Annotated in this window: 23 protein-coding genes and 1 pseudogene; 8 read left to right on the top strand and 16 right to left on the bottom strand. The window is 62.6% G+C overall.

Annotated elements, in window-relative coordinates; all coding sequences use genetic code 11:
- On the bottom strand, positions 1–648 hold the full coding sequence (locus tag PSH81_RS10660) for a nicotinamidase (protein WP_305392475.1): 648 nt from the start codon (positions 646–648) through the stop codon (positions 1–3).
- A gap of 146 nt (positions 649–794) precedes the next feature.
- On the opposite strand from PSH81_RS10660, the gene PSH81_RS10655 reads away from it, so the two are divergent.
- The gene (locus PSH81_RS10655; RefSeq protein ID WP_305392474.1) at positions 795–1,487 is read left to right on the top strand and encodes an NUDIX hydrolase; all 693 of its coding nucleotides are present in this window, start codon (positions 795–797) and stop codon (positions 1,485–1,487) included.
- 146 nt (positions 1,488–1,633) lie between these two features.
- On the opposite strand, the gene PSH81_RS10650 is transcribed toward PSH81_RS10655, so the two are convergent.
- Both PSH81_RS10650 and PSH81_RS10645 read right to left on the bottom strand, forming a co-directional pair.
- Entirely contained in the window at positions 1,634–2,407 is a 774-nt protein-coding gene (locus PSH81_RS10650) for an L-iditol 2-dehydrogenase (RefSeq protein WP_226457409.1), read from the bottom strand.
- 17 nt (positions 2,408–2,424) lie between these two features.
- Positions 2,425–3,684 carry a sugar ABC transporter substrate-binding protein gene (locus PSH81_RS10645; protein WP_305392764.1) on the bottom strand — a complete coding sequence of 420 codons (1,260 nt, stop codon included), beginning with the start codon at positions 3,682–3,684 and terminating at the stop codon, positions 2,425–2,427.
- 262 nt (positions 3,685–3,946) lie between these two features.
- On the opposite strand from PSH81_RS10645, the gene PSH81_RS10640 reads away from it, so the two are divergent.
- The 3 genes from PSH81_RS10640 (at position 3,947) to PSH81_RS10630 (ending at position 7,025) form a co-directional block, all read left to right on the top strand.
- A complete protein-coding gene (locus tag PSH81_RS10640; protein WP_305392473.1) occupies positions 3,947–4,885 on the top strand; it encodes an AraC family transcriptional regulator in 939 nt (312 codons plus the stop codon).
- Between the two features lie 155 nt (positions 4,886–5,040).
- A complete protein-coding gene (locus PSH81_RS10635) occupies positions 5,041–5,988 on the top strand; it encodes a nucleoside-specific channel-forming protein Tsx (protein ID WP_305392472.1) in 948 nt (315 codons plus the stop codon).
- A gap of 14 nt (positions 5,989–6,002) precedes the next feature.
- Entirely contained in the window at positions 6,003–7,025 is a 1,023-nt protein-coding gene (locus PSH81_RS10630; protein ID WP_226457406.1) for a purine nucleoside permease, read from the top strand.
- A gap of 50 nt (positions 7,026–7,075) precedes the next feature.
- On the opposite strand, the gene PSH81_RS10625 is transcribed toward PSH81_RS10630, so the two are convergent.
- The 5 genes from PSH81_RS10625 to PSH81_RS10605 form a co-directional block, all read right to left on the bottom strand.
- A complete protein-coding gene (locus tag PSH81_RS10625; protein ID WP_226457405.1) occupies positions 7,076–8,035 on the bottom strand; it encodes a zinc-binding alcohol dehydrogenase family protein in 960 nt (319 codons plus the stop codon).
- A 30-nt stretch (positions 8,036–8,065) separates the two neighbouring features.
- The gene (locus PSH81_RS10620) at positions 8,066–8,239 is read right to left on the bottom strand and encodes a DUF1427 family protein (RefSeq protein ID WP_192301089.1); all 174 of its coding nucleotides are present in this window, start codon (positions 8,237–8,239) and stop codon (positions 8,066–8,068) included.
- An 88-nt stretch (positions 8,240–8,327) separates the two neighbouring features.
- A complete protein-coding gene (locus PSH81_RS10615) occupies positions 8,328–9,092 on the bottom strand; it encodes a helix-turn-helix transcriptional regulator (RefSeq protein ID WP_370694892.1) in 765 nt (254 codons plus the stop codon).
- 360 nt (positions 9,093–9,452) lie between these two features.
- Positions 9,453–9,908 (bottom strand): DMT family transporter, encoded by a 456-nt coding sequence (locus tag PSH81_RS10610; RefSeq protein ID WP_305392471.1) that lies wholly within the window; start codon positions 9,906–9,908, stop codon positions 9,453–9,455.
- Between the two features lie 4 nt (positions 9,909–9,912).
- A complete protein-coding gene (locus tag PSH81_RS10605; RefSeq protein ID WP_192301092.1) occupies positions 9,913–10,401 on the bottom strand; it encodes a DMT family transporter in 489 nt (162 codons plus the stop codon).
- Between the two features lie 121 nt (positions 10,402–10,522).
- Here PSH81_RS10605 and PSH81_RS10600 point away from each other — a divergent pair, with 121 nt between their 5' ends.
- Positions 10,523–11,452: a LysR family transcriptional regulator gene (locus tag PSH81_RS10600; protein WP_305392470.1), complete on the top strand. Its 930-nt coding sequence runs from the start codon at positions 10,523–10,525 to the stop codon at positions 11,450–11,452.
- A 1-nt stretch (position 11,453) separates the two neighbouring features.
- On the opposite strand, the gene PSH81_RS10595 is transcribed toward PSH81_RS10600, so the two are convergent.
- The 3 genes from PSH81_RS10595 to PSH81_RS10585 form a co-directional block, all read right to left on the bottom strand.
- Positions 11,454–12,773: an Nramp family divalent metal transporter gene (locus PSH81_RS10595; protein WP_192301094.1), complete on the bottom strand. Its 1,320-nt coding sequence runs from the start codon at positions 12,771–12,773 to the stop codon at positions 11,454–11,456.
- Positions 12,774–12,811: 38 nt separating this feature from the next.
- A complete protein-coding gene (locus PSH81_RS10590) occupies positions 12,812–14,368 on the bottom strand; it encodes a DUF726 domain-containing protein (protein WP_305392469.1) in 1,557 nt (518 codons plus the stop codon).
- 82 nt (positions 14,369–14,450) lie between these two features.
- Positions 14,451–15,233 (bottom strand): helix-turn-helix transcriptional regulator, encoded by a 783-nt coding sequence (locus PSH81_RS10585; RefSeq protein ID WP_226457402.1) that lies wholly within the window; start codon positions 15,231–15,233, stop codon positions 14,451–14,453.
- Between the two features lie 103 nt (positions 15,234–15,336).
- Between PSH81_RS10585 and PSH81_RS10580 the strand changes: the two genes are divergently transcribed.
- On the top strand, positions 15,337–16,230 hold the full coding sequence (locus PSH81_RS10580) for an EamA family transporter (RefSeq protein ID WP_226457401.1): 894 nt from the start codon (positions 15,337–15,339) through the stop codon (positions 16,228–16,230).
- Here the strand turns inward: PSH81_RS10580 and PSH81_RS10575 are convergent.
- Positions 16,224–16,406: pseudogene (locus PSH81_RS10575) on the bottom strand (XRE family transcriptional regulator); the annotation flags it as partial. The gene PSH81_RS10580 and the pseudogene PSH81_RS10575 overlap by 7 nt on opposite strands.
- Positions 16,407–16,510: 104 nt before the next feature.
- Here PSH81_RS10575 and PSH81_RS10570 point away from each other — a divergent pair.
- Positions 16,511–18,319 carry a monovalent cation:proton antiporter-2 (CPA2) family protein gene (locus tag PSH81_RS10570; RefSeq protein ID WP_226457400.1) on the top strand — a complete coding sequence of 603 codons (1,809 nt, stop codon included), beginning with the start codon at positions 16,511–16,513 and terminating at the stop codon, positions 18,317–18,319.
- Between the two features lie 72 nt (positions 18,320–18,391).
- Entirely contained in the window at positions 18,392–18,946 is a 555-nt protein-coding gene (locus PSH81_RS10565; RefSeq protein WP_305392468.1) for a hypothetical protein, read from the top strand.
- A gap of 62 nt (positions 18,947–19,008) precedes the next feature.
- On the opposite strand, the gene PSH81_RS10560 is transcribed toward PSH81_RS10565, so the two are convergent.
- From PSH81_RS10560 to PSH81_RS10545, 4 genes are all read right to left on the bottom strand, one after another.
- Positions 19,009–19,728: an alpha/beta hydrolase gene (locus PSH81_RS10560; RefSeq protein WP_305392467.1), complete on the bottom strand. Its 720-nt coding sequence runs from the start codon at positions 19,726–19,728 to the stop codon at positions 19,009–19,011.
- An 11-nt stretch (positions 19,729–19,739) separates the two neighbouring features.
- A complete protein-coding gene (cobF, locus tag PSH81_RS10555) occupies positions 19,740–20,495 on the bottom strand; it encodes a precorrin-6A synthase (deacetylating) (protein ID WP_305392466.1) in 756 nt (251 codons plus the stop codon).
- Between the two features lie 45 nt (positions 20,496–20,540).
- A complete protein-coding gene (locus tag PSH81_RS10550) occupies positions 20,541–21,095 on the bottom strand; it encodes a histidine phosphatase family protein (RefSeq protein ID WP_226457397.1) in 555 nt (184 codons plus the stop codon).
- A gap of 93 nt (positions 21,096–21,188) precedes the next feature.
- Positions 21,189–22,178, bottom strand: coding sequence for a LysR family transcriptional regulator (locus tag PSH81_RS10545; protein WP_305392465.1), 990 nt, complete (start codon positions 22,176–22,178; stop codon positions 21,189–21,191).
- Positions 22,179–22,202: the final 24 nt, after the last annotated feature.

Here is a 22,202-nt window from a genome sequence, read left to right as displayed (position 1 = left end):
TTAACGCCTGGCCATCGCGGCCAGTTCTTCGCGGGTGCTGCTAATTACGGCACCGGCCTTGAGCAGATCGTTGACCGCCTGCACACCGCCCTCTTCGCTGATGCCTCGGCAGGCGGGCAGGTGCAGGACCACTTCCAGGCCGGCCTTGAGCAGTTGCAACGCGGTGGTCTTGACGCAGTAGTCCAGGGCCAGGCCGCCGACGAGCACGCGGCTCACGCCGTGGGCTTTGAGGTACTCGATGACGCCAGTGGACAGTTTGTCGTGCAGGTCATGAAAGCAGGCGCCGTAGGGGTGCAGGTCGGGTTCGACGCCTTTCCAGATGAAGTAGTCGTAGTCATACGGGGTGGGCAACTCGTCGAGCAAGGTGAAGCCTTCGGTGCCGGGTACGCAGTGGCTGACCCAGGTCACATCGGCATGGGCCAGGCCGGTGGGTTGCAGCATCTCGCTGTGTTGCGCCACCACCCACGGGGCGTGCGGGGTATGCGCATCCTTGCTGCCGACACGATGGCCGGCGAGGCTGGCCATGAAGTTGAGCTCGGCGCCGATCTGGTCGCCGCCGGCCACCGGCAGTTCGTTGGGGCACAGCGGCGTGAAGCTCTTCTGGGCATCGACGTCGAATGAAGCAATGGCGGTTTTCGCGAGGGTCATGGCGGTTCTCCTGTGGCCTGGAAACAAAAGTACACGTCATGTACTTTCATTGCAAGAAACATTTGTTTATCTATGCTGGACTCAGTACATGACATATCTGTTCGATCCGTTAGACTGTGCCCCGCCACTGTTCATAAGGATGTTCCATGTCACTCAGCGCCTACCTGCATACCATCGACCTGTGCGTGTTGTACTACTGCCGCGCCTCCGGTGAATTGAAGCTGCTGCTCAACAGGCGCGAAGCCGAACCGTTCGCCGGGCATTGGGCACTACCGGGTGTGGTGGTGAATGGCGGCGTGCAGGACCTGAGCCTCAACGATGCGCTAGAGCGGTTGCGCGCCAGTGACAAGGTGGGTTTTGAGCTGGCCTGGAGCGAACAGGTGGGCACCGTGGGGGATGCGTTCCGCGACCCGCGTTGCTGGTCGTCGTCCACCTACTACCTGGCGATCGTTGCGCAGGCGGTGGAATTGGGCGCGCATCAGGCCTGGTTTGGCCTGGATGCCGTCGCCGAGGGCGGCCTCAAGCTGCCGTTCGACCACAACCTGATCGTCGCGGCAGTGCAGGAACGGCTGTTGTCGAAGTCGTTGTACAGCAGCCTGCCGTTGATGTTCCTGGGCGACGAGTTCAGCGCACCGGAGGCGACCACGATATTCTCCGTGGTGCTGGCGCGGCCGGTGTTGAAGACCAGTATTCGCCAGCGCCTGATGAAGCTGACGGAGGCAGGGTATTTGCAGGAAACGGGGCGCAAGAAGCAGGGTGAAGGAGGAAGACCGCAGGCGACGATGGAAGTGTTGAAGCCAGGAGAGATCTACTTTTTCGACCGTAGCTTTGCGGACTGACGCGTTCTGCCGAACAACACAGCTCAACTGTGGGAGCGGGCTTGCCCGCGAAGGCGGTGACTCAGTCAACATCCCCAGCGACTGACACTCTGCCTTCGCGAGCAAGCGCCCCCCTACACAAGCCCTTCCCACACCCCGGTACGACGCTAATTCATCCAGTTGCCGCCGTCGACGTTGTAGGTCTGGGCCACCACATAGTCAGCGTCCTTTGATGCCAGGAACACCGCCATCCCGGTCAAATCCTGCGCCGTGCCCATCCGCCCAAACGGCACCTCTGCCCCCACCCGCCGCTTCTTCTCCCCCGGCGCCAGACCTTCATGCCGGGCGAACAGCGCATCCACCCCGTCCCAATGCTCGCCGTCCACGACCCCCGGCGCGATGGCATTGACGTTGATGCCCTGCTTGATCAGGTTCAACCCCGCCGACTGCGTGAGGCTGATCACCGCGGCCTTGGTCGCGCAGTACACCGCCACCAACGGCTCGCCACGGCGTCCGGCCTGGCTGGCCATGTTGATGATCTTGCCACCGTGGCCCTGGCGGACCATCTGCCGCGCTGCCGCCTGCAAGGTGAACAGCGTGCCGGCGACATTGATCGAGAACAGTCGCTCGTAGCTAGCGCGGCTGATGTCGACAATGGGCGCCAGGTCGAACAACGCGGCGTTGTTGATCAGAATATCCAGCTTGCCGGCCTCGGCCACCACGGCGGCAATCGCGTCGTCGATGGAGGTCTGGTTGGTGACATCCATTTCAACGGCATAGGCGTGTGGACCCAGCTCGGCGGCGGTCGCTTGCGCCTGTTGCAGGTTTATATCAGCGATGGCCACGCGGGCGCCCTCCGCGATATAGGCCTGGGCAAAGGCGCGGCCGATGCCGCGCGCCGAGCCGGTGATCAGCGCGCTTTTACCTTCCAGTCGTTTCATGGCTGCTCCTGTCAAAGTCATTTCGGATAACCCGCACGTTTCATCTCGCGTTCGGTGGTGGACTGGGCCTGAAGCAGCGCCTGGTCCACCGACATGCCGCCGGTCAGCGCCGCCGAGAACAGCTTGCCGACCGAGGTGCCGATGGCCTGGAACTCGGGGATGGTCACGTATTGGATGCCCACGTACGGCACCGGCTTGGCCGACGGGTGCGCGGGGTCGGCATGCTTCATCATTTCCAGGGTCACCTGGGCGAACGGCGCGGCCTTCAAGTAGGCGTCGTTGTAGGTGGACTGGCGGGTGCCTGGCGGGACGTTGGTGATGCCTTCTTTATCGGCGACCAATTGGACGTAGTCCTTGGAGGTGGCCCAGGTGATAAACGCTTTCGCCGCGTCCTTGTGCTTGGAAGTGGCCGGGATCGCCAGGGACCAGGCGTACAGCCACGAGGAGCCCTTGTCGGTGACTTCGGTCGGCGCGGCGGCGAAGCCTGTGCGGTCGGCGACCTTGCTTTGGCTCTTGTCGGTGGTGAAGGAGCCGGCGACGCTGGCGTCGACCCAGATCGCGCATTTGCCGCTGTTGAACAGTGCCAGGGTTTCGTTGAAACCGTTGCTGGACCCCCCCGGCGGGCCGTATTGCTTGAGGTTGTTGACGTAGAAATTGGCCGCCGCGGTCCACTCGGGGCTGGTCAGTTCGGGCTTCCACTGCTCATCGAACCAGCGCGCGCCGAAGGCATTGGCCATGGTGCTCAGCAGCGCGATGTTCTCGCCCCAACCGGCCTTGCCGCGCAGGCACAGGCCGTACTGATCCTTGTCCTTGGCAGTGAGCTTGGCGGCGAATTCGCCAAGCTGGGTCCAGGTCGGATGCGCGGGCATGCTCAGGCCAGCCTGCTCGAACAGGTCGGTACGGTAGTAGGTGACGGTGCTTTCGCCGTAGAACGGCAAGGCGTAAAGGGTGTTGTTGACCGACAGGCCCTGGCGCACCGAGGGGAAGATGTCGTCGGCGTCATAGCCGGCCGGCAGCCCGGTCAGCGGTTCCAGCCAGTGTTTGGCGCCCCACAGCGGGGTTTCGTAGGTGCCGATGGTCAGCACATCGAACTGCCCGCCCTGGGTCGCAATATCGGTGGTAAGGCGCTGGCGCAGCACGTTTTCTTCGAGCACTACCCAATTGAGCTTGATGTCCGGGTGCTGCGCTTCGAACACCTTGGACAGACGCTGCATGCGGATCATGTCGCTGTTGTTGACCGTGGCGATGGTCACGGTATCGGCGGCGTGACTGGCCATGGCCGAGGCCAGGCCGGACAGCAGGAACAATGCTTGCGTAAGCTTGAGCATGGCGGTTTCCACCTGTTGTTTTTGTTGTTGAGGGCCGATTACAGCAGCTTGGCCAAGCCCCCACAAACCCATGGCGGACGCGCGAGTGGTACTTTTTTAACCGTCACTCGCGGGTTAAAAAAGTATCAGTCCCGGGCAAAAACAGGGGTAGCGCGGCCACGCTCGAGGCGCGTATTTTGGAGCGATTCCAAGAATCATAAGAAGCCCCGCCATGCCTGCCAGCCGCGCCCAGCTGTTCGAGCACCGCCCCGCCGAACGTGAAGTGATCCTGCCCGAACCGGACCACTGCTTTCGCTGGTTCGAACACGACTACCCCTATGACCTGGCGCGCTGGAACCATCACCCCGAATTTGAAATCCACCTGATCCGCCAGGGCAGCGGCAAGTTGGTTGCGGGCGACTATATCGGTGCATTCAGCGCCGGCCATGTCGCCCTGATCGGCCCCGACCTGCCCCACGACTGGATTGGCGAACTGGCCCCCGGCGAACACCTGCACGGTCGCGATGTGGTGCTGCAGTTCGACGGCACCGCGCTCCTCGCCCTGCGCAAGACCCTACCGGAACTCGGCGACTTGCAGCCGCTGTTCGAGCACGCCCGACGCGGCCTGCAATTTCACGGCGACACCGCGCTGCGTGCGGCAGCCTTGATGGAAGACATCGGCCGCGCCCAGGGCCTGCAGCGGCTGATCCTGTTCCTGCAACTGCTCGACACCCTCAAGCACGCCCCGGCGCAGCACGTCCAGGCACTGGCCAGCCCGTGCTACGCGCCGACCCTGGATGCACGCAGCGCCGAGCGCATCAACAAGGCCTTCGATTACCTGATGCGCGAACTCACAGGTGACGTGCGCCTGTCGGAGATCGCCGCGCAACTGGAGATGAGCGAGCCGGGCTTCTCGCGCTTCTTCAAGCGCAACACCGGCCACGGTTTTATCGACCTGATGCGCAAGTTCCGCGTGCAACGCGCCTGCCGGTTGTTGCTGCAAAGCGAGATGTCGGTGGCGGCAATCTGCTTTGAAGTGGGCTACGCCAATCTGTCCAATTTCAACCGGCACTTTCGCATCGAGATGCAGCAGACGCCGAGCGAATACCGCCGGGAAACCGCGATGCATCTGTTCAATCGCCTCGACACAATGACACCCAGTCAATTCTGACCAAAAGGTCGATTAATCACGCTTTTTCCCTGCTTATTCAAGCCAATAGACAAAGTTGGTACAGCCTGTGCAAACGTTTGCGGGACGAACTTGCCAGCCAAGTTCACCACGACCCGAAGAATTGGGTTCAAACCGCGTACGAATAGGGATTTTCAATGCATTCCACTTCAAGGCACCCCTGCGCCCTTGGTGTTTCCCTGCTACTGGCTGTCGTTACGGGAGTACTCAGCGCACCCATTTTGGCGCAGGAAAACCCCGTCGATGACTCAGCACAGGGCGAAACCCTGAGCCCGGAAGCCAGCCCGACGAAAAAAGGCGCTTACCTGTCAGACTGGTTCAATCAGGACCTGACACTTATCGGCAGCAAAGACATCAGCTTCGGCCCCAAGCCGTCCGACGACATCTACCTGGAATACGAGTACTTCGGCCGCAAGGGGCCGTTCGAGCTGTATGGCTACATCGACGTGCCCAAGATCCTCGGCATCGGTAACAGCAATGACAAAGGCGCGTGGGACCATGGCTCGCCAGTGTTCATGGAGCACGAGCCGCGCATCTCCATCGACTACCTGGCGGGCCGCAGCCTGGCCATCGGGCCGTTCAAGGAATGGTATGTGGCGTTCGACTGGATCTACGACCACGGCAGCAACCAGGCCAACCGCGCCAACACGCTGTACAGCGGCCTGGGCACCGAAATCGAGACTCACTCGCGGGTCAACCTGTCGGCGAATTTCTACGGGCGTTATCAGTGGGAAAACTATGGTGCCAGCAATGAATACTCGTGGGACGGCTACCGTGCGCAAATGAAATACATCGTGCCCATCAGCAGCTTCGACAACGGTGCCTCGCTGACCTACATCGGCTTTACCAACTACGATTTCGGCTCGGACCTGCACAAGGACAACCCGGCGCGCACCGCCAATTCCCTGGTGGCAACCAACGTGCTGCTGTACTCGTTCACCCACCTGCGCTTCACCCTGGTCGGTCGCTACTTTCACAACGGCGGCAACTGGGAGGACGGCAGCGAGTTGAATTTTGGCGAAGGCAACTTCCGCGCCCGTTCGGACGGCTGGGGTTACTACGCCGGCGTCGGTTATCAATTCTGATCAAGGAGCTTTGGATGAAACTGTTTACCCGTCTCTCGCTGGCCGTCGGCCTGGCCCTGCTATCCCCTGTGGTGTTGGCGGATGCGCCTATCAAGCCCAAGGTGATGCTGATCACCATGTTCGCCCCCGAGGCACAGACCTGGATCGATCGCCTGGAACTCAAGCAGGAAGTCCGCGTACCGGGCCTTTCTGCCGAATACCCGGTAATCCGCTGCAACACCCAGGACGTCTGCCTGCTGGTGACCGGCATGGGCCAGACCAATGCCGCCGCGTCGACCCTGGCGCTGGCCTTGTCGCCCAAGTTCGACTTGCGCCAGAGCTACTTCCTGATCGCCGGGATCGCCGGCATCAGCCCCAAGCATGGCACCATCGGCACTGCGGCCTGGGCTCACTATCTGGTGGAGTTCGGCACGCAGTGGGAACTGGACTCGCGGGACGCGCCAAAGGATTGGCCGACCGGTTACATCGGCATCAACACCAAAGGCCCGAACGAAAAGCCGCCGCTGGACTACAAGACCGAAGTGTTTGAGCTCAACCCCAAGTTGCAGGCCAAGGCGTTTGCCCTGTCGCACCAGGTTAAGTTGAGCGAAAGCAAGGAATCCGCTGCCTGGCGCAAACACTACCCGGCCGCCCCGGCCAATCAACCGCCGCAGGTCACGCGCTGCGACACCCTGGCGGGCAATACCTGGTTCTCCGGCACACGCCTGAGTGAACGCGCCGAAGTCTGGACCAAGCTGCTCACCGACAACAAAGGCGAGTACTGCACCACCCAGCAGGAGGACAACTCCACCTATGAAGCACTGCTGCGCGCCAGCCGCGAAGGGTTAGTGGATATTCAACGCTTGGCGGTGGTACGAGCGGGGTCGGACTTCGACCGGCCTTATCCGGGCTACAGCGAAGTGGACAACCTGCTGAAGTACGCGGACCAGGGTGGGTTCGTGCCGGCGCTGGAGAACCTGTATCGCACGGGTAACCCGCTGGTACAGGCGATCCTCAAGAACTGGTCGGCGTGGGAAAACGGCGTTCCCGAGGCCTGATAGGGATCAAGCTGTGGGAGGGGGCTCGCCCCTCCCTCATTTGAATGGCATTAAGGCAAGAAGATGATCTTGTCTGCACTGCCGCTGTTCACTTCCTCATAGCTCACCAAACCATCGGCCAACGCCACTTCCCGCAACCCCGTCGGCAGCGGCAGCGACCCCTCATCAAAAAACCGCCCGAACTGCTCCAGCATCCGCGCGCATTGCTCGCAGTTGTAGAGCAACGAATTGATCCCCACCACCGACCCGCCCTTGCGGTACAAGGCCAGGGCTGGCAGTTGCACATGACCGTCCAGCGGCGCGGCGATGATCGCGATACGGCCAAACGGCGCCAGACCGGCCACGGCCGCCGGCAGCCAGAAGCCAGTGGTGTCGAAGATCACATCGGCACCGCCGGTGAACACGCGGTTGACCTGTGCACCCAAGTCCTCCGGCTGCCCCAGGGCAATCGTGTCTACCCCCTGCCCTTGCAATGCCTCAACCTGCTCCGGGCGCCGTACCGCCGCCAGCACCTGGGCGCCACGGATTTTCGCCAGGGCCAAGGCCGCACCGCCGACGGCGCCATTGGCACCAATCACCAGCAAGCGCGTGCCTTTGCCCACACCGCTGCGCTCCAGGGCATCCCAGGCGGTAGTGTAGGGAACACCAAGGCTGGCGGCTTGGGCGAAGCTCAGATGGCTGGGCTTGCGGGCCACGCCGTTGGCCGCCACCTTCAGGTATTCGGCATGAGAACCGTCGGCAAAAAAACCGAGGTCGCGACCGGTGCCCCAGACTTCCTGGCCAAGCAACGCCTGCGGACCTTCGACGACAACGCCAGCGAAGTCACGTCCGGGAATGCGCGGCAACGTGGTGTAAGGGAAACGCCCAAGCAGGTTTTTCACATCGCTGGGGTTCAAGCCTGCCGCCTTGATCTGCACCAGCACTTCATCGGCGCCCGGCACCGGGGTGGCGACGTCGACGAAGCGCAGGGCGTTGAGGTCGCCGGTAGCGGAAAATTGCAGTGCTTTCATGACCAATATCCATCGCAGGGAAAAGGGAAATCAGGACCACCAACCGCTGACCAGCTGCCGACCCAGGGGCCAGAGCTTTTCGCCGAGCAACATGCCCATCAAACCCACCAGGGCGATGGCCGGCGGCGCGGGCGAGCGGAAGTCCAAGGCGCCGTAGATCACGCCGACAAACAGGCCGATGGCGAGAGAAATGAGGTAGTTCATGGGGTGGCGCCTTGTAGGTTGATGGGCTCAGTCTAGAGCCCGCCCTCCTCACGCATCGGCCAAGTGCTTCAGGATTTCGGCCAATTCCTCAGCCGACATAGTGCGACGGCGCCACACCGAGTGCGCGGCGGAACATGTCGCTGAAACTGCTTGGCGAGTAACCCAGAGCGCGCGCGATACTGCTCACCGATTGGCCCTGGATCAACTCCGCGACCGCCGTGGCCAGTTGCACCTGGCGACGCCATTCGGCGAAGCCCATGCCCAGGTGGCTTTGGAACAACCGCGACAAGGTACGCACGCTGGCCCCGGCGGCTGCGGCGTGTTGTTCGAAGGAGATGTCCAGGGATGGTGCGACCATCACCGCCTGGCACGCATTGCTTAGACGACGGTCGGCGTCCATCGGCATGGCGATGCGGATTGGCGAGCGCCGCGCCCGTTGCAATTCCAGCAACGCCAGACGCACCACCGCGTCGTAGTAGCCGGCATCACCGCTGTCGCCCTCGTCCACCAAGGTCACGATCAGTTCGCGCAGCAGCCCGCCGACCTCGATCACCTGCACCTGGCTGTCCAGCGTCGCTGCCAATGCGGGGCGCAGGTAGATATTGCGCATCTGCAACTCCGACACCACGCGAATCCCATGCTCCACCCCCGGCGGCAACCAGACAGCACGCTGGGGCGGCACCACCAGGGCTTCGCGCGGGGTTTCGACCCACATCACGCCGCTCATGGCGTAGAGCAATTGACCCCAGTCATGGCTATGGGGCTCCACATACAACCCACGCGGATAGGTGCGTGCCAGGGGCTGCACGGGAACGGCATGATCACTGAGGTCGGGGGGTGCGGCCAGGGCCATGGGGAGCACATCAGTCAGGAGTGAGTGCTCATGGTAATCAGCGACGCTCGACAATCCGAGCTATTTTCCGATGTGGGAACGGGATTGTGTGGGTGTGGGAGATTCTATGGTTGCGGCGCAACCTCTCTACCAGCAGTGCCGCCGCCTTCGCAGCCTCGCTAAAGCTCGACAGCTCCCACTGGGGATTGGCAGTGCCTGGGCGATCTCTAGCCGAACACTCACTATCCATCAACACCAATCACCTGTGGGAGCGGGCTTGCCCGCGAAAGCGGTGGTTCAGCCAACACCTCTACCAGCAATGCCACCGCCTTCTCAGCCTCGCTAAAGCTCAACAGTTGCTCCCACATTTCTTTGACCACATCAGTCGGCCTGGCGAGTATTGCTGCGATACATGAACACCAATGCCAGTGCCAGACAGACCATCGCCACAATCCGGTTCCCGGATAACTCAATCGCCGGGTTGCCCAGCCAGCCGAAGTTGTCGATCAACATGCCCATGCCCAATTGACCGACGATCACGGCCACCGTCGCCACGGCGGTGCCGACCACAGGCACCGCGCCGACCATCACCAACATGTACACCACGCCGAACAAGGCGCCGGTCAGTTGCCATTTCGGCACGTCCAGCAAGCTGACGGCCTGGGCGGGCTCGAAGAAGAAAATCAGCAGCGCCGTGCTGAGCGCACCGACGGCAAAGGTCAGCAAGCTGCTGCGCAACACGCCGACCGTCTGGCCCAGGCGCCCGTTGATCGCGGCCTGCACACTCAATACCGCACCGGCGGCAATGACCAGTACCAACAATAGAATCAGATTCATCGCCTTACCCTCGTGCAATCAGAACAAGTGCCACCACAATCAACGCCAGGGCTATCCAGCGCTCGCCGTTGACCCGCTTGCGCGCGGTGCCGAACCAACCGAAATGGTCGATCAGCACGCTCTTGCCGACCTGCCCGGACAAAATCGCGACCATGGTCATCGCGATGCCGATATGCGGCGTAGCCAGGGTCAACACCACCACGTACATCGGCCCGAGGAACCCGCCGATCAATTGCCAGCGCGGCAGGTCGGCCAGCGCCGGGCCCTTTTGCGGGCCGCTGAACAACAAGAGCACGTACAAGATCGCCGAACCAACGCCAAAGATGCTCAACGTCGCCCACAAATGCCCGACTTGCTGGCCCAGCGGCCCGAGCAAGCCTGCCTCCACCGACAGGCCCATGCCCGCCAGGATCACCAACGGCAGCAACAACAGCCGCAGAAGGTTATGTTTCGGACGGGCCGACGCCACACCCTCGATAGAACTTGCCTGCATACATCACCTGCGTTTCAAGAAAGGAACCATGGCGCGCATTATCCGGTGGCCGTGCTATGCAATAAATGGGAGCATGCCGACAACACCTTTGCGCAAAACGCACAGCACGGAGTCATGATGCATGGGTTTGAATGAATTGAGTTTCAAGGCGCTGCGCCTGTTCGTCGCGGTGCTCGACCACGGCAGCTTTTCCGAAGTGGCCCGCCGGGAAAGCCTGGCACCCTCCTCCATTTCCCGGCAGATCCAGCTGATGGAGCACGCCCTGGGCCAGCAGTTACTTTACCGCCACACCCGAGCGGTCAGCCCGACCGAGGCCGGGCGCCTGCTCGGGCATCATGCGCGACTGTTGCTGGAACAACTGGAAACCGCCGGCCAGGCCCTGCAGGAACAGGAGAGCGAACCCAGCGGCCTGGTACGTATCAACGCACCGATGGTGTTCGGCCAGCGCCACCTGTCACCGTGGCTCGGCGAACTGTGCCGACGCTATCCCAAGCTGCAACTGGACATCCAGCAGACCGACACCTACGTCGACCCGCTGCAAGACGGCACCGACCTGCTGTTTCGCATCGGCGTGCTCAACAACTCAGGCATGCAGGCGCGCATCTTCGCCCCGCAGCGCTTTCGCATCGCCGCCAGCCCCGCCTACCTGGCCCGACACGGCACACCGCAGCACCCCGACGAACTCGTCCACCACCAATGCCTGGCCTACAAAGGCATCACCGGCCAACAACGCTGGTTCTTCCGCCGCGCCGGCAGCGACTGGACGCCCTACAGCGTCAAGGGCCCGATCACCGGCAACCACGCCGACACTCTCACCCACGCCGCCGAACAAGGCCTTGGGCTGGTCGTGTTCCCCTCCTGGCTGATCGGCGAAGGCTTGCGCGCCGGCACCTTGCAGGCGGTGCTGAGCGAATACGAAGTGGCGACCACACTGGAGCCGCAGCAGATCGCCGCACTATGGCCGGGGAGCCGGCGGTTGTCGCTGAAGGTGCGCACGGTGATTGATTACTTTGTGGAGTGTTTTGGGACCGTGCCGTATTGGGATCGATGATTTAAAACAGCCACTGCCCAATCAACCACGCATTCGCCCCGCTGATCACGGTAAACAGAAACCACGCCAACACCCGCGTCGGCAGCCGGTTCACAAACGGCCCCATTAGCTGCTTGTCTCCGGTCATGCGGATCAGCGGGAACAACGCAAACGGCAATTGCAGGCTGAGCACCACCTGGCTGAGGATCAACAGCTTGCCGATGGCCGCATCGCCCATCAGCCACACGCCGAGGAACGCCGGGATCAGCGCCAGGCCGCGGGTGATCAGGCGGCGTTGCCAGCAGGGAATGCGCAGGTTGAGGTAACCCTCCATGATCACCTGCCCGGCAATGGTGCCGGTGAACGTCGAGCTTTGCCCCGACGCCAGCAAGGCGATGCCGAACAGAATGCTGGCAAACGCGCCGCCCACCAATGGGTCGAGCAGATGGTAGGCGTCCTGGATCTCGACCACATCGGTGTGGCCACTCTTGTAGAACGCGGCGGCGGCGAGGGTCAGGATCGCGGCATTGACCAGCAAGGCCAGGGCCAGCGAGCCGATGGTGTCGATGCGCGCCAGTTTGACCGCGTCCTGTTTGCTGGCGAGGTCCTTGCCGATCAGACGGGTCTGCACGATCGAGGTGTGCAGGTAGAGGTTATGCGGCATGACCGTCGCGCCGAGAATACCGATGGCCAGGTACAACGGCGCAGCGTCGCTGATCGCCGAGAGTGACGGCGTAAAGCCGCTGAACACATCCGGCCAATACGGTTTGATCAGCACCAGTTCGATAAAGAAACACACGCCGATGGTCGCCACCAGCGCCAGCATGATCGCTTCCAGGCGCCGGAAGCCTCGGTTCTGCAGGGCCAGGATCAGCAGCGTATCGAAGGCGGTGATGACAATGCCGGTGGTCAGCGACACCCCCAGCAGCAAGTGAAACGCCAGGGCGCAGCCGAGCACTTCGGCCAGGTCGGTGGCAATGATGGAGATTTCCGCCAGCGCCCACTGGGTGCGGGCAGAGCGCCGGCTGTAGCGCTCGCGGCACAGTTGCGCGAGGTCCTTGCCAGTGGCGATGCCCAGCCGCGAGCACAAGCACTGCACCGCCATCCCCGCCAGGCTGGCCAGCAGCACCACGAACAACAGGCTGTAGCCGTAACGTGAACCGGCCTCGATGGCCGTGGCCCAGTTGCCGGGGTCCATATAGCCGATGGAGATCAACAGGCCGGGGCCGGCGAACATCAGCATGCGCTTGAAGAACGAAGCCTTGGGGTCGACGGCAACGGAGCCGGCCACTTCCGGCGGGCAGAACGGGGCGGTGGCAATTTTCGGCAGGCTGAATTTCACACGGTATCCCAGGCAAACACACTAGACAGGCGCGCAGCTTAGCAGTCGGACGCGACCGTGCGCATTACCGTGTCCCTGGGCAGGTCAAACGCTTCCACGACTTGCACCACCAGGTCCATTTCCTGGTTCAGCGCCTCGCGCTCCATGCGCTGACGGATCACGCCGACCACCAGCACCGCCAAGGTGGTAATCGAATAGGCCGGGCCGGAAAATGCACGCACCCCGCTCACCAGCAACATCGCGGCCGCCAACGCCTGGCCCACCAGCGGAATCGCCGTGGCCGCACCGCGCCGCAGGATGAAACCGGTGAGCCCGGCCAGCGCCGTGCCACTCAACGCCGTGGTCGCCGAGCGGCCCATGTCGAAACGATTGAACAAGCCCTGCTCTTTTTGCGCCGCGGCCTTGAGTTCGGCGTCGAAGGCTTGCCGGTCAGCGCTGTTGAGTTTGCCCTTGTATTGTTCGATGAGCTGCTGCGCGACCTGTGCCTCGATGTCCGCCAACGCCACGGTTGCAACCGGCTGATCAAACTTGATCCCCAGCCGTTGCGCGACATCCTCGGCGATCTGTCGATACCCCACGCCATGGCCACGGGCCAGGTTCATAAAGCTGTCGCCGCCCATGCGTTGCAGCTCGATGGCCAGTTTCAGCGGCTCGCGCACGCTGGCATCAATCGACGCGCTGCGTTTTTGCGCCATCAGTTCGGCAAGGAACTTCAACTCATCCGGCCGCGCCTGCACCAGTGCCGGGAACAGTTCGGCGTCCTCTTCGGCAAAGCGCACCTCGCTGCTGCGCTGGTCGGCGCGGATCATGCCGCGCCGTTCCTGCAACAGGTCGGTGTATTGCACCACCGTTTTAAGCTGCGGCCAGTAGGCGGCGTGATCGAAAGTTGCCAGGTGCACATTGGTGACCTTGGGCTTGAGGGCGGGCGTGAGCGGGATGGCATAACGACCGATGCAGCGCTCGTTGTCCGGCTTGATCGCCAGTGCCCAATCCTTGCTGGAATGGCAGTTGATCAGCCGGCCCTGCAGCGGCGCCGAGACTTGATCCCATGGGCTCGACGTACAGATCGCCCCGCCCATCAGCAGCAAGTGATTCAACGGCAGTTCACGAGCCACCTCAGGGCTGGCCAACAGGCTTTTGACCAGAATCCGCGCGCCGAGGGAATGCCCGATCAGGTTGATGCGCCGCACCGGCAGGGCCTCGGCGTGCAGAAAGTTGGCCAGTTCAGGCAACAGGGTCTGGGCGACTTCGTCGACACGCGCCTCAACACTTTTGTAATGGTCGAGAAAATACGCAATCGCCTTGCCCACCCCCACGGTAGCGGCGCCCAGGCCACCGCCGCCGAGCATCGCAGCGATCACCTCCTTGAACGGCGCGAACAGGTTTTCCAGAAAATGCCCGGCCGGCCAGAACAGCATCACATTGGTCGAGCCTTCGATACTCGCCAGTTGCGCCTTGAAATTACCCAGTTGCTGACGGTTGAAGAAGGCCGAATAACCGTGAACGTAGAGATTGAGCACATCCCCCTGGGGCTCGCCACACAACACAAAGGTGGGCTTGCGGGTGCGGTGCATTTCATCCCACTGGTGCTGCATGGGCCGGTGACTCCTGGTGACGATGGACGGCGATAGTAACAAAGCGTGGCCGGCGCAACGGTGAATCCTGACCGATGAACGATCAGAACAACGCCGCCGCCCTTGATTTGGCCAGGTAGCGCGCCGGCGCCTCCCCCACGTTGCGCCGGAACACCGAGGTAAATGCGCTGGAGCTGCTGAAGCCCAATGCCAGCGCCACGTCGGTAATCGAGGCACCGTGGCTGAGCCGCGCGGTGGCTTCCAGCAGGCACACCTGCTGGCGCCAGGCCACGAAGGTCATGCCAGTGTGTTCAAGGAACTGACGGGTAAAGGTGCGCCGGCTCATGCTTGACCATTCGGCCATGGTGTCGAGGGCGATGGTCTGCGTGGGCGCGTCCAGGAAGCGCTGGCAGGCGCGGGCGAGCCGAGGCTCTAACGGCAGCGGCGCGCTGAGGGGCAGCTCTGGCATGGCACCGATTTCATCCACCAGCAACGTCAGCACGCAATGCTGCCTGACACTGGGCCCCGCCGCCGGATCAATCGCCAGTGCCGCCTCCAGCAAATGGCGCAGCAGCGGCGACACCTCGAACACCTGGCAATGCCCCTGCAAACCTGCGCGCCGGGCAGCGGCGTCAGAGAGATAGGTGTTGAGCATGACCACATCGCCACGCATGTGCATTTCATGGGGCACGCCGCCGGGCACCCAGATCGCCCGCTGCGGCGGCACCACCCAATTGCCAAGGTCGGTAAACATCTTCATCGCCCCCGTGGACGCATAGGCGAACTGGCCACGGCTGTGGGCGTGGCGCGCAAACACGGTGCCCGAGGCATATTCGTGCAGCGTCACTACGGCTTCGGGGTCATCGTGGGTGAAGGTCGGGATCATGGCCCGATTTTGTCAAAACATGACCTGGCATAGCAAGCGGGCCATGAGAACGCCGCCTACCATCGTTGCCTTTGGACACGCCAGCCAGCTCAAGGGAACGACCATGCTCAAGAAACACCTGGCACTTGCCATCCTCGTCACTCTGGTCTGGGGTTTGAACTTTCCCATTACCAAGCTTGGCCTGCGCGGTATCGACCCCTTCGTACTCACCGGCATCCGCTTCGCCCTCGCCGCCTTGCCGCTGGTGTTCTTCATCCGACGCCCCGCCGTGCACTTCGCCTATGTAGCGGCTTACGGGGTGATTTTCGGCTTGGGCATGTGGGGCGTGATCAACTACGGCATCCAGATAGGCGTGAGCCCCGGCATCGCTTCGCTGATCATCCAGCTCAGCGTGTTCTTCACCCTCGGCTGGGGCGTGGTGCTGTTCAACGAAACCCTGCGTGACGCCCAACTGGTCGGCGCCGGGCTGACTTTGCTCGGCCTGGCGGGCATTGTCGTCACCCAGGAGGGTAGCCACGCGGTGCTGGGGGTCATGCTGATCGTACTCAGCGCACTGGCGTGGAGCGTGGGCAACGTGATCATCAAACGCTCAGGGGTGAAGGAAATCTTCGCGTTCATGGTCTGGGCCAGCCTGTTTCCACCGATCCCGCTGTTCCTGATGGCCTGGTGGATGCACGGCAACGCTGCGTTCGAAAGCCTGCCCGCCCACCTGGACGCCACGGCCATCGGCTCGATCCTGTTCCAGGTCTACCTGGCCACGCACTTTGCCTACTGGGGCTGGAACTCATTGCTCAAGGCGTACCCGGTATCGACGGTGGCACCGCTGTCGCTGCTGATCCCGGTGTTTGGGATCGCCAGTTCGATGCTGATCATTGGGGAGCGGGTTTCCTGGCTGGAGCTGGTTTCGATGGCTGTCATTCTGGTGGGGTTGGGGGTGGGGTTGTATCGCTGGCCGGTGAAACGCAAACCCGGCACAGGGCCGGGTAGCCTTCAATAGGCAAAGTTATCGATCTTGACCTGGCCGTCTGGAAACGTCGCGATAATCTCCAAGTCGCCGCCCATCGCACGGATGTAGTCTCGCAATGTACTGATGTACATGTCGGTGCGGCGCTCCATCTTGGAGACCGCCGCCTGATTGATATTCAATAGTTTGGCCAGGCTCTCCTGGCTCAAGGACACGCCACATGCATCACTCACCGCAAAAACACAATTCTCGAAATGTAAAAAGCGCTCTAATACGCTCCTGTTGATTCGCTCTAAAGATCCTGGAGTTCCCAATGCCCCATGAAGGCAACCTGTTACAAGCAGCGGTGGTGTTCCTGCTCGCCGCCGTATTGACCGTGCCCCTGGCCAAGCGCCTGCAATTGGGCGCGGTGCTGGGCTACCTGTTCGCTGGCGTGATCATCGGTCCGTCAGTCCTCGGGTTGGTGGGTAACCCGCAAAGCGTCGCGCAATTTTCCGAGTTGGGCGTGGTGTTGCTGCTGTTCATCATCGGCCTGGAACTGTCGCCCAAGCGTCTGTGGGTGATGCGCAAGGCGGTGTTCGGCGTCGGCCTGGCCCAGGTGTTGCTCACCGGCCTGGTGATGGGCGCTGTAGCCTTGTGGCTGTTTGGCCAGTCGTGGAACAGCGCGATCGTGCTGGGCCTGGGCCTGGCGTTGTCGTCCACCGCCTTCGGCCTGCAAAGCCTGGCCGAACGCAAGGAACTGAACCAGCCCCATGGGCGCCTGGCCTTTGCCATTCTGCTGTTCCAGGACATCGCAGCCATCCCGTTGATCGCCATGGTGCCGTTGCTGGCCGGCAGCGATCATCCGACCACTGAGGCCCAGGGCTTGCAGCATGTGTTGCAGATCCTCGGCAGTATCGCCGTGGTGATCATCGGCGGGCGCTACCTGTTGCGGCCGGTGTTTCGCGTGGTGGCCAAGACCGGCCTGCGCGAAGTGTCCACCGCCACCGCCCTGCTGGTGGTCATCGGCACCGCATGGTTGATGGAACTGGTGGGCGTGTCGATGGCCCTCGGCGCCTTCCTCGCCGGGCTGCTGCTGGCGGATTCGGAATACCGTCACGAACTCGAATCCCAGATCGAGCCGTTCAAGGGCCTGCTGCTGGGGCTGTTCTTCATCAGCGTGGGCATGGGCGCCAACCTCAGCTTGCTGCTCAGCAGCCCACTGCTGGTGATCGGCCTGACCCTGCTGCTGATCGGCCTGAAATTACCCCTGCTCTACGCCGTCGGCCGCCTGGTGGGCGACCTCAACCGCGAAAGCGCCCTGCGCCTGGGCGTGGTGTTGGCGGCAGGCGGTGAATTTGCCTTCGTGGTGTTCAAGATCGGTCGCGACCAGGGCCTGTTCGAACCTCATCTCTACGATGTACTGGTGCTGACCATCACCCTCTCGATGGCGGTCACCCCGTTGCTGCTGTTGGTCTGCCCGAAGCTGTTCAAGCCCAAGGTCAAGCCGGTGGAAGTGCCCGAGGAATACCGCACCATCGAGAGCGATGCGCCTCGCGTGGTGATCGCCGGCATGGGGCGGATGGGCCAGATCGTCGCGCGGATCCTGCGCGCGCAAAACATCTCGTTCATCGCCCTCGACACCTCGGTGGAAACCATCGAGCTGACCCGCAGCTTCGGCGGCATGCCGGTGTTCTACGGCGACCCGCAACGCCCCGAGATCCTGCACGCGGCCAAGGTCGACCAGGCGGAGTTCTTCGTGATCGCCATGGACGACCCGGAAATCAACATCAAGACCGCCGAACTGGTACGCAACCTCTACCCGCACATGAAGATCATCGCCCGTGCGCGTAACCGCCAGCACGTGCACCGCCTGGTGGACCTCGACGCCTCACCAGTGCGCGAGACCTTCTACTCCAGCCTGGAAATGAGCCGCCGCACCCTGGTCGGCCTCGGCTTGACCCAGGCCCAGGCGGATGCGCGCATCACCCGCTTCAAGAACCACGACCTGCAAGTACTGGCCGCGCAGCACGCGGTGTACGACGACGCGGCCAAGGTCATGCAGACCGCCCAGGAAGCCCGGGCGGAACTGGCGCGATTGTTTGAGATGGACCGGCTCGAAGAAGAGTCCGACAAGGTGTAAGGCCCAGGGCGAACGAGATTGCGATTTTTCTGACAGAATGTGCCGCAATTTCGTTCACCCCTGGAGCGCTTCATGGCCACTTTCACCAAGACCGCCGCCTTGCTGGCCCTCGCGCTTGCCGCCGGCAGCGTGTTCGCCGCCAGCAAGCCGACCACGCAGACCATCTCCACCCTGGGTGGCAAGTTCACCTTCAACCTGCCCAAGGCCTACGCGGCCGACACCCTGCCGGTCAGCAAGGCCGAAGATGCCAGCGCCGCCACTCAAGGCACGCTATACGCCAACCAGACCACGAAAAGTGTGGTGATCGTCGCCGAAACGGTACGGACCGACGGGGTGAACGTCGAGGATAACGACGCACAGTTCCTCGACGGTGCAGTGGCCGGCTTCGTCAAGGATCAGAGCGCTGCCCTGCCGGACTTCAAGAAACAGAGCGAGAAAAAACTGACCTTCAAGGGCCTGGGCCTGCGCCAGGTGGACAGCACCGCGACACAGGGCGGTGGCAAGACGCTGAACAGCACATTCCTGGGGGGATCGGGCAACCACATGCTGGTGATCCAGGCGATTTCGCGAGGCGATGACGCCAAGGGCCATGCCGAGCTGGTGAAGCAGATCACGGGCGGCAAATAACCCGACCCGCCAAGCAACACCAAACCAAATGTGGGGCCCCGCCCCACATTTTTTGACCGTGCTCACTTCAAGCTGTTTTCCAGCCAGGCCTTCAAATCCTGCACTTCAGCCTCGCTGATGGTATGCGGCATGCCCATATACCCATGAAACTCCGGCTTCAACCCCACCCCCACCAACGCCTCATTCGCCCTCGTCGCCGACGCATACGCCAGCGCCTGGTCCAGCGTGCCGTGGCCAATGAAGATCGCCAGCCCGCTCAATGCCGCATCCGGCTTGAGCTCAGCCTTGAGCACTGGCAACACACTGCCACTCAACGCCGCAATCCCACGCACCAACGTCGGCTTACGCAACCCCACCTCGTAGGACATGATTGCGCCCTGGCTGAACCCCACCAGAAACACCCGGTCGCTGCGGGTGTGGTACTTGGCGGTGGCCTGGGTCACAAAGTCTTCGATCAACCTGGCGCTGCGTTGCAAATCGGCGGTCTCGCCGTCGTAATCGCCATCCCCGGGTTTCTTCGCAAACCAGCGATAGCCACGCGCATCCACCGGCATCGGCGCCCGTGCCGACAGGTAGGTCCAAGTGGATGGCAGTGCGTCCTTGAGGCCAAACAGGTCCTCTTCGTTGCTGCCAAACCCATGCAGGAAAATCACCAGCGGCGCGTTACGCGCATCAGCCTGGGTCTGTTCCAGGTACGCCAGCGGTAAATCGGTGTGTAGCGTATCGTCGGCATGAACGGCGCCGGCCACCAGGGTCAGCGCGAGGGCAAACAACTTGAGCATGGGGCGATACCTCAGGGTTTGCGCAACAGATAAGTGTCCATGATCCAGCCATTGGCCAGGCGTGCCGCCTTGCGCACCCGCTCGATTTCTTCGGCGACTTCAGCGACTTTGCCGCTGATCAGGATCTCATCCGGCGTGCCCAGGTAGGCCCCCCAGTAAATGTCCAGGTCCTGATCAGCCACGGTGCGGTAGGAGTCTTGCGCATCGAGCATCACCACCAAGGTGTCCGCATCACTCGCCTGCCCTGCCGCCAACCGGCGCCCGGTAGTGATCTCGATGGAGCGGCCAATACGGTTCAGCGGCACTTTGTGTTGCGCCGCCAGGGCCTGCACGCTGGTGATGCCGGGGATCACTTCGAATTCAAACTCACTGCGCCCGCTGGCCAGGATCGCTTGCAGGATGCGAATGGTGCTGTCGTACAGCGCCGGGTCGCCCCAGGCCAGGAAGGCACCGACTTCTCCGTCGGCCATTTCCTCGTTGATCATGCGCTCAAAGGTTTGCTGCTTGTCGCGGTTCAGATCCTCCACGGCGGTGGTGTAGTCAATTTCACCGCGCACGCGTTCGGGGCAATCGGCCTCGACAAAGCGGTAGCCGGGCTCGGTGATGTAGGTCTCGCAGATCTCGCGGCGCAGGTCGATCAACTTGTCTTTGCTCTGGCCCTTGTCCATCAGGAAAAACACGTCGGTGCGATTGAGCGCCTTCACGGCCTGCATCGTGATGTAGTCAGGGTTGCCGGCGCCAATGCCGATGATCAGGATGCGTTTCATGGGTTGCTCTCATTGCGGGGCGTGGATTTTGCCATGTTCGGCGGTTCAGGCGTGAGTTTCCAGGCGCAGGCGCCAGACCGTATTGAAGCGCAGCTCCGTGCTGGACAGCGGCTCGACGTCGATCCGGTAGAACATCGCCACCGGAAGCTGCAGGGCGTAGAGCATCGCCGCGCGAATCACCAAGGGGTGGGTGACGGCGACGATATGGCCGGGGTGCGCTTCAAGGGCCTGCATCCACTGCGCGACCCGTGCACAGACCTGATCCACCGATTCGCCACCGTGGGGCGCACTGGCGCTGTCGGCCAGCCACGCGTTCAACTCATCGATCGCCAGCTGGCTGATGTCCTGGCCTTTCCACTGGCCGAAATCGCCATCGCGCAAGGCCTCTTCAAGCAGCGCATCGCTGCCGAACAACCCCGCGGTCTGCCGAGTGCGTGCTTCCGGCCCGCACAGCAGGCGGCGGCTGGGCTTGTAACGCGCGGCCAGCGACAGCGCCGCGCCTTGCCAATCCATCGCCACCGCTTCGTCAGCGCAGAAGCGCCCGCGTTTTTGCAGGGGCGTGACGGCATGACAGATCAGGGTCAAACGGGTGGCTTGCACGGGCTTCGCTCCGACAGAGACAGGTCGGCAAGCCTCGCGCACTTATCCCTCAAGCGCAACGCCCTTGAACGGGCTTACCCCAATGCCAGTCGCTCAAGCAGTCCCGAGGGCAAACCACTCGCGCCGCCCCTCGAACGTGCTTACGATCAACTCCACAATCACCTGCACCGCCTGCGCATCCCGCACCTGGGCGTTCACCGCCAGCCATACCTGGCGCTGCATGCTGTCGTCCAGCAACCCCGGCAACGCCACCAGCCCTCGGTCGAAGCTGCCCATGTAGTGTGGCAGCAAGCCGATGCACGCGCCGCAGCGGATCATTTCCAGCATCAGCGAGTAGGCCTGCACCTGCACCACGGCGGCGCGGCGTTGTTCCACCACGTGGTTCCAGGGGTGCAAGGCCTCGACCTGCACGTCGGGCTGCCACTGCACCAACATGTAGTCGTCGAGGTCGTCGACGCTGTCCGGGCGCGTGGTCAGGCGTGAGTAGCGCTTGGCGATGTGCGGCAGGTAATGCAGGCGCGCCAGGGACTGCGGCGGTTCAGTGGGGAAACTCGGGCCGCACGCCGGGCCGTCGGTGTCGGACAACCACAGCACCACGTCCACATCCACCGCTTGCAGCGACAGCTGGCTGTCGATGGAGATGATCTCCAGGCGCACGCTGGCATTACGGCGCAGCAAGGCAATCAGGTCGCGGCCGAGGATGTCGTGCAGGATCGGTTCGGCCACGGCCAGGCGGATCAGCGGCTGCTCCACCACCGGCAGGCGCCGTTCATGGGCCAGGGCGACCAGTTGTGCCTGCAATTGCTGGCCATCACGACTGAGTACCAAGCCGTTGCCCTGATACGTGAACAGCGCATGCCGCACCTGTTCTTCGAGCTGCGCCAGGCGTTTGCGCAACAACGTCGATTTGATATTCAGGCTGCGCGCCGCCTGCATGAAACAACCGCAGCGCGCACTCACCAGGAAGTAGCGCGCCACCTCCGGGTCGATCTCGCCGGCCAAGGCCTGCCAAGTGCGGTGTGGCTCATTCACGGCGCGCCAGGGGGCGGGCGATTGGACGCCGGACGGTTCTAGAAATGCCATGGGAGACTCCCTGTCTTGTTGGTC

It is taken from the genome of Pseudomonas sp. FP2335 (assembly GCF_030687535.1).
Lineage (GTDB): Bacteria > Pseudomonadota > Gammaproteobacteria > Pseudomonadales > Pseudomonadaceae > Aquipseudomonas.
The sequence above is the reverse complement of the archived record's forward strand: the minus strand, read 5'-3'. Positions and strand labels throughout refer to the sequence as shown.